The organism is Nonomuraea sp. NPDC004580 (genome assembly GCF_040609855.1).
Lineage (GTDB): Bacteria > Actinomycetota > Actinomycetes > Streptosporangiales > Streptosporangiaceae > Nonomuraea > Nonomuraea salmonea.
This window is the reverse complement of sequence record NZ_JBEXLH010000082.1, coordinates 21,767-33,382: the sequence shown is the minus strand read 5'-3', so window position 1 is coordinate 33,382 and position 11,616 is coordinate 21,767. Positions and strand designations below refer to the sequence as shown.

9 protein-coding genes are annotated in these 11,616 nt (G+C 74.0%); 4 read left to right on the top strand and 5 right to left on the bottom strand.

Annotated features, from left to right (window positions below; genetic code table 11):
• Nucleotides 1–159: 159 nt before the first annotated feature.
• Nucleotides 160–1,101: a hypothetical protein gene (locus ABZW11_RS42260; protein ID WP_355430776.1), complete on the bottom strand. Its 942-nt coding sequence runs from the start codon at nucleotides 1,099–1,101 to the stop codon at nucleotides 160–162.
• Nucleotides 1,102–1,315: 214 nt separating this feature from the next.
• Between ABZW11_RS42260 and ABZW11_RS42255 the strand changes: the two genes are divergently transcribed.
• Nucleotides 1,316–3,181 (top strand): propionyl-CoA synthetase, encoded by a 1,866-nt coding sequence (locus ABZW11_RS42255; RefSeq protein WP_355430773.1) that lies wholly within the window; start codon nucleotides 1,316–1,318, stop codon nucleotides 3,179–3,181.
• 90 nt (nucleotides 3,182–3,271) lie between these two features.
• Nucleotides 3,272–6,103, top strand: coding sequence for a hypothetical protein (locus ABZW11_RS42250; RefSeq protein ID WP_355430770.1), 2,832 nt, complete (start codon nucleotides 3,272–3,274; stop codon nucleotides 6,101–6,103).
• A 44-nt stretch (nucleotides 6,104–6,147) separates the two neighbouring features.
• Here ABZW11_RS42250 and ABZW11_RS42245 read toward each other — a convergent pair whose 3' ends face one another.
• The 4 genes from ABZW11_RS42245 to ABZW11_RS42230 are packed head-to-tail and all read right to left on the bottom strand — an operon-like array spanning nucleotide 6,148 to nucleotide 9,534.
• Nucleotides 6,148–6,741: a response regulator transcription factor gene (locus tag ABZW11_RS42245; protein ID WP_355430767.1), complete on the bottom strand. Its 594-nt coding sequence runs from the start codon at nucleotides 6,739–6,741 to the stop codon at nucleotides 6,148–6,150.
• The gene (locus ABZW11_RS42240) at nucleotides 6,738–7,925 is read right to left on the bottom strand and encodes a sensor histidine kinase (RefSeq protein WP_355430764.1); all 1,188 of its coding nucleotides are present in this window, start codon (nucleotides 7,923–7,925) and stop codon (nucleotides 6,738–6,740) included. Before ABZW11_RS42240 ends, ABZW11_RS42245 begins: the two co-directional genes overlap by 4 nt.
• Entirely contained in the window at nucleotides 7,922–8,644 is a 723-nt protein-coding gene (locus ABZW11_RS42235) for an ABC transporter permease (protein ID WP_355430761.1), read from the bottom strand. Before ABZW11_RS42235 ends, ABZW11_RS42240 begins: the two co-directional genes overlap by 4 nt.
• On the bottom strand, nucleotides 8,644–9,534 hold the full coding sequence (locus tag ABZW11_RS42230) for an ABC transporter ATP-binding protein (RefSeq protein ID WP_355430758.1): 891 nt from the start codon (nucleotides 9,532–9,534) through the stop codon (nucleotides 8,644–8,646). Before ABZW11_RS42230 ends, ABZW11_RS42235 begins: the two co-directional genes overlap by 1 nt.
• A gap of 237 nt (nucleotides 9,535–9,771) precedes the next feature.
• Here ABZW11_RS42230 and ABZW11_RS42225 point away from each other — a divergent pair, with 237 nt between their 5' ends.
• A complete protein-coding gene (locus tag ABZW11_RS42225) occupies nucleotides 9,772–10,617 on the top strand; it encodes a hypothetical protein (RefSeq protein ID WP_355430755.1) in 846 nt (281 codons plus the stop codon).
• Between the two features lie 48 nt (nucleotides 10,618–10,665).
• On the top strand, nucleotides 10,666–11,571 hold the full coding sequence (locus ABZW11_RS42220; protein ID WP_355430752.1) for a hypothetical protein: 906 nt from the start codon (nucleotides 10,666–10,668) through the stop codon (nucleotides 11,569–11,571).
• Nucleotides 11,572–11,616 lie beyond the last annotated feature (45 nt).

The following is an 11,616-nucleotide window of genomic DNA, read 5'->3' as shown; positions in this document are numbered from 1 at the left end:
CGAGCTGTGGCAGACGCGGGCCTGGTTCTCGATCTGCACCACGCCGAGCGCCGTCAGCAGCTTCTTGATGAGGTAGTTCTCCTCGTTGTCCAGCGGTCCCGCAGCCCCGCCCGTCCCGCAGCCCCGCCCGTCCCGCGGGCTCGCCCGTCACGTGCGCGGTCAGAGGTGGGCGTCGGCCAGGCCGCGGAGGCGGCGCAGGGCCTTGCGGGCGGCGGCCCGTACCTTGTCGTCAGGGTGGTGGTCGATGAGGACGCGCAGCACCTGGCCCGTCCACGGGTGGTCGCCGAAGGCGAGGATCGCGATCGTGCCCGCCTGCTCGTCGGCGTTCATGCCCATCGCCATCGACTCGATCACCTCGCCGATCTCCCCGCCGAACTCCAGCAGCGCCGCCGCCATGTCCACCAGCACCCAGGCGATCTCCTCGGGCGCGGGACGCCGGTTGTCTCGCCCGGTCCTCGCCGCGATCACCGCGCCCAGCCTGGGCTGGTCGAGCAGCCGGGTCAGCGCCAGCCGCCCGGTGTCGCCGAGCGCCGTGGACAGCACCTCCACGCCGACCGCGCGGGCCAGCGGGCTCACCGAGGCGAGCGCGGCGGCCAGCTCGTCCGCCGCCTCGGCGGGGTCGCGGTCCTTGAGCCACCCGGCCAGCTCCTCGCCCCGCTCGGCCTCGGGGTAGGCGCGCAGCCCGTGCAGCAGCGTCGCCGCGTCCGCCTCGGCGAGCGAGCCCATGACGGGGATCTCCTGCCCGGTGGTCTCGGCGATGATCTGCCGCGCCACCCACAGGCCGAGCCAGCTCAGCGTGTACGGCTCCTCCTGCCGTACCAGCCCGAGCCCCGTCAGCGCGGCGGGCGGCTCGCCCGTGACCGGCTCCCTGGACAGGAACATCCTGATCAGCTCCAGCAGCAGCCCCTCGTCGGCGGCCAGCCGTTCGCGGCAGTGCGCGGCCCAGACGCCGAGCACCTCGGCGTCCTCGGCGTCCGGCTTCAGCTCACCGGCCGCTTCCTCGAAGAGAGGCGCGGATCGTACGGAGGATGCGAGCGTGGCCGCGGCGGGCAGCCTGATCGGGGGCTGCAGGGGCAGTGTGTCGTCGTCGTAGGAGCTCACCCGAACATCCTGTCGCGATATTTCAGCTGGAGTGCCGTCCGATGCCGAAAAGTCGGAAGAAAGGAGGCGCAGAGGGGTCCAGCACGTCCATGGGCGCGCTCCGCGCCCGCTTTGTGGGGCTTCGCCGGCGGCGACCGGCCCCGCCCACGACGGCCCGCCGATCTCCCGCGTGGCACGTCTTGCGCCATCGCCCCACGGCTGTTCTGATCGACGAGTGAGTGGTTACGAGGCGGTCTACCGGCGCAGCATCGAGCAGCCCGAGGCGTTCTGGGGCGAGGCGGCAAGCGGCATCGACTGGGACACGGCTCCGCGGACCGTGTACGCCGACGGCCGCTGGTATCCCGACGGGCGGCTCAACACCTGCCACAACGCCCTCGACCGGCACGTCGCGGCAGGCCGGGGCGACCAGCCCGCGCTCATATACGACAGTCCCGTCACCGGCGTCACCCGCACCTACACCTACGCGGAGCTGCTGGAGGAGACGGCGAGGACCGCGGGCATGCTGCGCGGCCTCGGCGTCACCGCCGGCGACACCGTGGTCATCTACATGCCCATGGTGCCGCAGGCCGTGGTGGCGATGCTGGCCTGCGCGCGGCTGGGCGCGGTGCACTCGGTGGTGTTCGGCGGGTTCGCCGCCAGGGAGCTGGCGGTGCGCATCGACCACGCCCAGCCGAAGGTGGTGCTGTCGGCGTCGTGCGGCATCGAGCCGAGCCGGGTGGTGGCGTACAAGCCGCTGCTCGACGACGCGCTGGCGCAGGCGGCGCACCGGCCTGAGCGGTGCGTGATCCTGCAGCGGCCACAGTGCCGCGCCGAACTGGCCGAGGGCCGCGACCTCGGCTGGGCGGAGGCGGTGGCGGCGGCCGAGCCGGCCGGCTGCGTGAGCGTGGCCGCGACCGACCCGCTCTACATCCTCTACACCTCGGGCACGACGGGCGTGCCGAAGGGCGTCGTGCGCGACAACGGCGGCCACGCGGTCGCACTGCACTGGAGCATGGCGAACGTGTACGGCGCCGTTCCGGGCGAGGTCTACTGGGCCGCCTCCGACGTCGGCTGGGTGGTCGGCCACTCCTACATCGTCTACGCGCCGCTGCTGGCGGGCTGCACGACGGTCCTGTACGAGGGCAAGCCCGTCGGCACCCCCGACCCCGGCGCGTTCTGGCGGGTGGTGGCCACGCACGGCGTGCGCACGCTGTTCACCGCCCCGACCGCGATCCGCGCCATCAAGAAGGAGGACCCCTCCGGCGCCTTCGCGAAGAAGTACGACCTGTCCGGACTGCGGCACCTCTTCCTGGCCGGCGAGCGCCTCGACCCCGACACCTACCACTGGGCCTCCGACCTGCTCGGCATCCCCGTCATCGACCACTGGTGGCAGACCGAGACCGGCTGGCCCATCGCCGCGAACTGCGTCGGCATCGAGCCGCTGCCGATCAAGCCGGGCTCGCCCACCAGACCCGTGCCCGGCTGGGACGTCCACATCCTCGACGCCGACGGCCGCGACTGCCCGCCCGGCGTCGAAGGCGCGGTCACCGTCAGGCTGCCGCTCCCGCCCGGCGCCCTGCCCACCCTCTACCGCGACCCCGATCGCTTCGCCCGCTCTTACCTCGACCGCTACCCGGGCCACTACCTCACCGGCGACGGCGGCCACTTCGACGCCGACGGCCACCTCTATGTCATGGGCCGCATCGACGACGTCATCAACGTGGCAGGACACCGCCTGTCCACCGGCTCGATGGAGGAGGTCATCGCCGCGCACCCCGACGTCGCCGAGTGCGCCGTGATCGGCGTCGCCGACGAGCTGAAGGGCCAGCTCCCCATGGGGTTCGTGGTGCTCAAGGCGGGTGCGGACCGCGACCCCGGGGAGGTCGAGCGGGAGCTGACCGCCCTCGTACGCGAGCGCATCGGCCCGGTCGCCGCCTTCCGCCGCGCCATCGTGGTGTCCCGGCTGCCGAAGACCCGATCGGGCAAGATCCTGCGCGCCACGATGCGCGACATCGCCGACGGCCGCCCGTACACCGCCCCGTCCACCATCGAGGATCCCGCGGCGCTGCCGGAGATCGAGACGGCGTTGAAGGGTACATGACGGGCAGGTCCCGACCATCCTGGCGAACAGCCTGCACGATCGGGGCGGACAACGCATGATGGGACATCCCCAGTCGCCCGGGAGAAGGCCATGATCGAAACCCCGAGCTACGCCGACGCCCTGAGGATTCTCGGATGCAAGGACGGCAGGCTCGTCAAGGTCATCGGGCTGGCGTCGGCGGCCGAGCGCACCGGCTGGGCCCTGTCCGGCGGGCCCCAGCTCGCGGCCGGGTTACGCGGCCTGCGCGACGCCGTCGTCGCCTACGGCGAGGACGTCGTACGCCGCCTGCCCGAGCTGAGGGCGGGCGTCGACCGGCACACCCGCACCCGCCGCCTGGCCGCCGCGCACGCCGCCGTCGTGGTCTCCGCCTACTTCGAGGCGCTCGGCGAGGCCAAGCTGCCGTTCACGCTCGACCGGCTGGACCGGCCCGAGCAGATCTCCCGCGGCGTCCCCACCGCGGAGCGCTTCGCCCGGCTGGTCGCCGAACTGCTGCTGGTCCGCCTGCCCACCCCCGAGCCGCACATCCCGTACGCCGACACCCGCGCCGCCGTGGAACGTGCCTACCTGCGCATGTCGGAATGCCTGGCCGCGTACGTGAGCGGCCTCTCCCTGTGGGACGAGCTGCCCGTGGACGACCAGCTCCAGCTGCCCCGCCTGCTCGCCGAGGGCCCGCCCGCGCACGCGCTGCGCATCTACGACGAGGACTACCGGTCGCTGGCGCTGGACAGCCACGAGTTCGGGGTGCGCAGTCTGGCCACCGAGCCGCCGCCGCCCGCCACCGCGCTGTCCAGGGTGGCCTGGCTGCTGGCCGAGCTGGCGCCGCCCCGCGCGGGCGACCGTCCCATGATCCACCGGGTCAGGATGGCCGCCAACGCCCTCGACCAGCCGCTGCTCGTGGTCGGCAAGCTGCCCGAGGACGTCTACCTGCCGCTGCTCGGCGAGGGCTACCTGAGCCCGCGCTGCCGGGTCGCCGAGCTGACCCAGGAGTCCGCGCCCGCGCTGCGCGGCTGGTGGGAGGGGCAGCGGCTGCTGGCCGACGCCGAGGCGTTCCTGGTCGGCCACCTCACCTCGCTGCGCGCCACCCAGGTGCCGCTGCTCGTGCTCGGCGAGCCGGGCTCGGGCAAGACGAAGCTGACCGAGGTGCTGGCCGCGCGGCTGGCCCGCTCGGAGTTCCTGCCGATCAGGGTGGAGCTGCGCGGGGTGCGGGCGCGGGCGGGCGTCGCCGAGCAGATCGAGCAGGCCATGGCCGGGGTGCTGGGGGAGGAGGTGGCCTACGCCGACCTCGTCGCCGCCGCCGGCGGAGCCATGCCGGTCATCCTGCTCGACGGGTTCGACGAGCTGGTGCAGGGCGCCGCCGCCCGCTACGACTACCTGGAGCACGTACGCGAGTTCCAGGTCAGGGAGGCCGAGCTGGGCCGGCCCGTCGCGGTCGTCGTCACCAGCAGGACGGTGGTGGCCGACCGGGTCCGCTTCCCCGACGGGCTGCTCGCCCTGGAGCTGCGGCCGTTCGACGACGACCAGGTACGCCAGTGGCTCGACGTCTGGGACCAGGCCAACCGCGCCCTGCTCGCCCGGCGCGACCTGACCCCGCTGCCTCCCGAGGCGGCGCTGGCCCACGGCGAGATGGCCAGGCAGCCGCTGCTCCTGCTGCTGCTCGCCCTCTACGACGCCGGCGGCAACGCGCTCCAGCGCGACCACGGCCCGCTCGGCCGCGCCCGCCTGTACGAGGTGCTGCTGCGCGACTACACCGAGCGCGAGACGGGCGGCGCCCACCGGGTGGCCATCGACCAGGAGCTGGTGCTGCTCGGCGCGGTCGCGCTGTCCATGCTGGCCCGCGGCAGCCAGGTCATCACCGACGAGCAGCTCGAACGCGACCTGCCCGCCCTCTGCCACGGCGGCGAGGACGACCCGCGCGACGAGGACGAGCCGGGCGGCTGGGCGCGCAAGGCCACCGAGCGGTTCTTCTTCGTCCGCCGGGGCGGGCACGCGTTCCTGCACCCCACGTTCGCCGAGTTCCTCGTCGCCTGGATCACCATGTACGCGCTGCGCGACCTCGACCGGCGCCGCCGCCTGGCCGGGGACGAGCCGCTCGCCATCGTCCAGGCCGTGGACGACGACCTGCTGTACGCCGTCACCTCCCACTCCTGCCTGGCCGAGCGCGGCCCGACCGTCGGGTTCATCCTGGAGCTGCTGGCCGAGGTGCCGTCCGTGGTGCGGGCCCGCTGCGTCGACCTGCTGACCGGGCTGCTGCGCCGCGCCCTGCACGAGCGGACCCGCCGCCACTTCACCGGGTTCCGTCCCGTCCGGCATCCGCTGACCCGGCGCCTGGCGGCGTACTCGGCGAACCTCACCCTGCTCATCGTCACCGCCTCCGAGCAGCCCGTCTCGGTCTCGGCCCTGCTGCCCGGCCCCGACGCGCTCGAACGCTGGTCCTCGCTCACCCACCTGTGGAAGGGGCAGCTCGGCCAGGAGGGCTGGACCGGCCTCGTCACCACCCTCGCCGCCCGCCGCGTCGTCGTGGACGGCCGCGAGGACGTCGTGCTCGGCGGCGGCGCCGAGCCCATCGGCATGGGCGACGTCGTCGCCGCGGTCGCCACGGGGCACGACCCGCAGCACCGGCGGCTGCTCGACCTGCTGCTGCGGGCGCTGGGGGCGGGCGAGTCGCTGCCGTTCCGCCAGCGGGTCGCGCTCGTCGAGGAGCTGATGCGGACGGCCGGCGTCCGCTCACCCGCCCTGTACCGCGCCCTGGGCGCCATGTGGTACGAGGAGGGCGGCGACCGCGCCGTCCTGCGTCCCCTGCTGCGCACCCTGCTCGACGACCCGGCCGACCGGATGGCGACGTGGGAGCAGCTCGTCAAGGCGGGCATCCCCGAGACGGCCCTGTGGGAGATCCACCAGAACGCCCTGTTGCAGGGCGACTGACGCCTGCTGGGGGTCGCGGGGCCGGTGCGGGGCGGTGCGGCGGGTCAGAGCCAGCCGCGGGACTCCGCGACGCGGACGGCCTCGGCGCGGTTGGCGGCGCCGGTCTTGCCGATCGCCGACGACAGGTAGTTGCGCACGGTGCCCTCGGTGAGGAACAGCCGCCTGGCGATGGCCGCCACCGTCGGCTCGTCCGCCGCCACCCGCAGCACCTCCGCCTCCCGCTGGGTGAGCGGGCTCGGGCCGGTGGTCAGCGCGGTCACGGCCAGCTTGGGGTCGATGACCCGCTCGCCGGCCATCACCCGGCGTACGGTGGCGGCCAGCTCGGCGGCGGGGGCGTCCTTGACCACGTAGCCGGCCACGCCCGCGTCGAGCGCCCTGCTGAGGTACCCGGGCCGGCCGAACGTCGTGACGATCACCACCCGGTGCCCGCGCAACCGCTCGGCCACCTCCAGACCGGACATCCCCGGCATCTCGATGTCGAGCAGGATCACGTCGGGCTCATGCTCCCGCGCCGCCGCGAGCACCTCGTCACCCCGCCCGACCTCGGCCACCACCAGGATGTCGTCCTCCAGCGAGAGCAGCGCGGCGAGGCCGCCCCTGACCAGCTCCTGGTCATCCGCGAGCAGCACCCGGATCACGCCGCCTCCACCCCGGAGCCCGCCCCGGCCCCAGAGCCGGTTCCCGTCTCCGGCCCGGCCTCCAGCGGCACGCGCACCAGCAGCCGGTAGCCGCCGCCGGGCAGCGGCCCGACCTCCACGCGCCCGCCCGCGGCCCCGACCCGCTCGGCCAGCCCGGCCAGCCCGTTCCCGGTTCCCGGGGCGCCGTCCCCGGTGCTCTGGCGGGCGCGGCCGTCGTCCACGACCTCCACCTCGGCGCACGTCTCGTCCGCGCGCAGGGTGATGCGGCAGCGACGGGCGCGGCTGTGGCGCAGGACGTTCGTGGCGGCCTCGCGTACGGACCAGGCGAGCAGGGTCTCGGCGACGGCGGGGACGGGCCGGTCGGCGGGGGTGAAGGTCACCTCGATCCCGGCCACCGCCAGGTTACGGGTCGCCCCCTCCAGCTCCTGCGCCAGCGACGCCGCCCGGTACCCCGTGACCGTCTGCCGCATCTCGTCGAGCGCCCGCCGCGCGGCCCCCTCCACCTCGCCCATCTCGGCGGCGGCCCGGGCAGGGTCGGCCGGGGCGAGCCGGGCGGCGAGCTGGCTCCTGATCGTGATCGCGGTCAGAGTGTGCCCCAGCGTGTCGTGCAGATCGCGGGCGAAGCGCAGCCGCTCGTTCTCCACGGCCAGCCGGGCGACCTCGGCCCTGGCCGCGTCCAGCCGGGCCACCAGCAGGCCCATGTTCCGCATGCCGTGCACGGTGACGGCCTGCACGACGATGACCAGCGGCACCCACCAGACTCCCGAGAGCGGCACGCCGAAGGACGGCAGCGCCGCCGCCTCCACCCCGGCGATCGCGGCCACGGAGGCGGCGAAGGCCGGGGTGCGCAGGGTCGCGGCGCAGGCGCTGACCGCGTACACGAACGCCACGTACGCCCACGGCGCCCCGAGCGGCGGCAGCAGCGCCAGCCCCGCGCCGGTCAGCCCCGCCAGCGCGAGCGGGTCCGGCGTCGTGGCCCGGTGGCTCAGCATCCGCCACATGATCCGCACCCAGCAGGCCGCGAACGCCGCGACCCCGCCCAGCACCGCCACCACCCGTAGGAGGCCTGGGCCCGTCCCCGCGAACACCCACAGCGGCCAGACGATCAGCAGCAGCCAGGCGCACGCCCCGGCCCTCGCCGCCGCCCGGCCCTTGCTGAAGTCGAACTCCCGCACCGAGGTCACAGTGCCCGACGGTAACGCCACCCGGCCAGCGCGCAGAAGAGCAGCGTCCAGCCGATCAGCACGGCCAGCGAGGTCCCCGTCGGCGGGAGGCCGTCGAGCGCTCGCCAGCCCAGCGACCCGGCCTGGTAGGCGGGGCTCAGCTCGGCCACCGCCCGCATCCCCGCCGGCATGGCCTCGACCGGCAGCCACAGCCCGCCGAGCACCGACATGGCGAAATAGACCACCATCAAGGCCAAGGTCGCGACCTGCCCCTTCAGCGTGTAGCCGAAGGCGACCCCGAGCGCCGCGAACGGCAGCACGCCCGCCCAGATCAGCACCACCAGCAGCGGCCAGGTCCCGGCTGGCAGCCGTACGCCCGAGAGCAACGCCCCGGCGGCGAGCACGGTGAGGATGCTCGGCAGCACCGTCGCCGCGCCGCTGAGCAGCTTGGCCGTCACGTAACCCGACGCGGGCAGCGGGGTCACCGCGAGCTGGTCGAGCCAGCCCTTGCCGCGCTCCAGCGCGATGGCGCCGCCGATGAACAGCGCGCCGCCCATGGCGCCGTACGTGGCCATCGACACCATCGAGTACGCCGCGAAGTCGTCCATCCGGCTCTGCGGCACCACGGTGAGCACCTTGGTCCACAGCAGGTAGAGGCCCAGCGGGAAGAGCGTCAGCATGAGCAGCGACACCGGGTTGCGCAGCCCGCGTACCAGCTCCAGCTTGAGATACGACCCCATCAGTCCCGTCCTCCCGTCAGCGTCACGAACGCGCTCTCCAGATCCACGCTCTCCACCCGCACGTCCCTGACGTCGGCGTAGGCGGCGAACAGGGCGCGCAGCGTCGCGTCGGAGTCGCCGGTCCGCAGCCGCACGTCGCGGCCCGCCACGCTGACGTGCCGCACGCCGGGCAGGCCCTCCAGCTCGGCCGGGTCGGCGCCGCCGAGCGCGAACCGCACCTCGTTGCCGCCCACCAGCGCCTTGACCTCGGCCGGCGTCCCGTCGGCGACGACCCGCCCGGCGGCCAGCAGCACGATCCGGTCGGCGTAGTCGTCGGCCTCGGTCAGGTAGTGGGTGGCGAAGACGGCGGTACGCCCTCGCGCGGTCCTCGCCCTGATCTCCTGCCACAGGGCGCGGCGGCCCGTGACGTCCAGTCCCACGGTCGGCTCGTCCAGCACGAGCAGCTCAGGATCGCCCGCCACGCACAGCGCGAACCGCACCCGCTGCCGCTGCCCCCCTGACAGCCGGCCGACGGGGCGGCGGGCCAGCTCCTCGATCCCCGCCGCGCGCAGCGCCCGCCGGGGATCGGGCCGCCCCGGGTACATCCCGGCGACCGCCGACACCAGCTCGCCCACCCGCACGTCCTCCAGCAGCCCCGACTCCTGCGGCAGCACCCCGGCCCGGCCGGCCCGCAGCGCCTCCAGCGGCGCTCCTCCGAGCACCGTGGCCGTGCCCGCGTCGGGGGCGCGCAGGCCCAGCGCGACGGACAGCAACGTGCTCTTGCCGGCCCCGTTCGGGCCCAGCACCGCCACCGTCTCGCCCTCCGCGACGTCCAGATCGACGCCGCCGAGCGCGGTGACCTGGCCGTACGTCCTGGTCACGGCCTTCAGCTCCAGTGCGTTTCCCTTCATGCGCCCACCTTCGCCGGGCCGGCGGTGCCGCAGGTAGTGCCGTGCGTCAGCCTGGGGCGTATGACGTACGTCATGTGCGATACCGCTCGTAGGGCGACGGCGGTATCGCGTCGGAGGCTGACACCTGGGCAGAAACGAACGTAATATCCCAATATCACGAGCGTTGGGGGCGCCAGGGTGCCAGGACAGAACGTGGGTGTGGTCGTAGATCCGGCGGTTCCGCCGGAGGTGGCCGGAATGTTGCGCGCGAACGCCTCGTTGCTGTCCAGGATCAAGGCCGGATGGGTGCCGCCCGCCGAGGTGGCCCCGGCGCGCCGCCGCACGCCGTCGAGCGCGCTGCTGCTGGCCGCCACGCCGGTCGTGATCGCCTTGATGGCGGTGCTGCTGGCCTCCCGGTACGCCGCCGCCGGTTTCGTGCTGCTCGGCACGTACGTCTTCATCGTCCTGGTCAAGATCGCGTCCATGAACGAGGTCGCCGAGGACGACCACCGCCCCCAGGAGCGCGCGGTCTACGAGCGGGCCCGCTGGTACGACGGCCGCTACCTGCTCCCCGAGGACTTCGACCCGGAGGCGGCGGCCGTCCTGGCCAGGGCGCAGCGCGCGATCGGCACGGTGCTGCGCTCCCACGTCAACGCCGAGGGCCTGCTGGACGACGCCCGCAACGCCACGATGCTGCCCGCCCAGGAGTGGGAGATCGCCCGGCTGCTCGCCAAGCTGTCGGCGCTGCGGCTGGAGCACCGCGACCTGCTGGCCAGGGGCATCGCGCCGGAGGTGGCGGCGGTGATCGAGCCGCTCGAACGCGCCCTGGCCGGCAGCGAGGCCGCGGTGGTGGCGAGGGTGGAGGCGCTGGAACGTTACGCCGGCCACGTCGCCGAGGCCGAGCGCGCCTACCACGCCCGCAGCCAGATCGAGGAACTGCGCGCCCGGCTGCCGCGCTATGAGGAACTGCTCGCCGAGTCGGGCGCGGACAAGCTGGCCGTGCCGGAGATCGACCGGCTGTCGCAGGACGCCGACGTGCTGGAGCGCACGTTACGCCGCAGCGTGAAGTCCGCCCATGAGGCGTTCCGCTACCTGGAGAGCTGACGACCGGACGGGAAGACGCACCAAGGATCAGTACGAAGGACTCAGAACGTGGCCGGACGATATGCGAAGGTGATCGTCGATCCGTCCGTGCCCGACGACGTCGGGACGCTGCTCCGCGACAACCGCAAGCTGCTGCTGCGGATGCGCGCCGGCTGGGCGCCTCCCGATCGCGGCCGCGCCCCGCTGGCGCGCGCCGCCCGGCTGGCGGCGGCCGTGACGGCGCTCATCGCGGCGCTGTACGGGCTCGTGCTGTTCACCGCCGAGCGCTACACCCCCTTCGTGGTGATCATGACGGGGTCGGCCCTGCTCATGGTGGCCGTGCTGCTCAAGCCCAGACCCGACGCGCAGGTGGAGCGGCGCAACGCGCTGGAGCGCGAGGTCTACGAGGTCGCCCGCCGCCACGAGGGCCGGTACGTGCTGCGCGACCGCCTCGACGAGCCCGCCAGGGCCCTGCTGTCGCGCGCCCAGACGGCCATCGACCAGGTCATGTCCTCCCACGTGCACGCCGAGGGCCTGCTGGACGGCGTGCGCAACGGCGTGATGCTGCCCGCCCAGGAGTGGGAGATCGCCCGGCTGGCGGCCAAGCTGTCGGAGCTGCGCGCCGAGCACCAGGAGGTCGTCGCGGAGGGTGTCACCCCCGAGGTGGCGGCCGTGGCGGAGCCGCTGGCGCGGGTGCTCGACAGCAGCGAGAAGGCGGTGCTGGCGCGCGTGGAGGCCCTGGAGCGGTACGCCGGCCACGTCGCCGACGCCGAGCGCGCCTACCGCGCCCGCAGCCAGATCGAACGCCTCAGCGCCAGGCTGCACCGCTACGAGGAGTTGCTCGCCGAGACGGGCGCCGACGGGGCCGGGGTGCCGGAGCTGAGCCGGCTGTCCGATGACGCCGACCGACTGGAGCAGGCGTTACGCGACAGCGTCAGCTCCGCGCATGAGGCTTTTCGCCACCTTGATGACTGACGTAGCTTAGGATCCGGATTTGTGGCGGATATGGTAATTGATCCG

Bases quoted from the DNA above. Each gene is read 5' to 3' on its own strand.
- ABZW11_RS42230 (WP_355430758.1), bottom strand. From the start codon at position 9,534: ATGAAGGGAAACGCACTGGAGCTGAAGGCCGTGACCAGGACGTACGGC.
- ABZW11_RS42235 (WP_355430761.1), bottom strand. From the start codon at position 8,644: ATGGGGTCGTATCTCAAGCTGGAGCTGGTACGCGGGCTGCGCAACCCG.
- ABZW11_RS42250 (WP_355430770.1), top strand. From the start codon at position 3,272: ATGATCGAAACCCCGAGCTACGCCGACGCCCTGAGGATTCTCGGATGC.
- ABZW11_RS42225 (WP_355430755.1), top strand. From the start codon at position 9,772: ATGTTGCGCGCGAACGCCTCGTTGCTGTCCAGGATCAAGGCCGGATGG.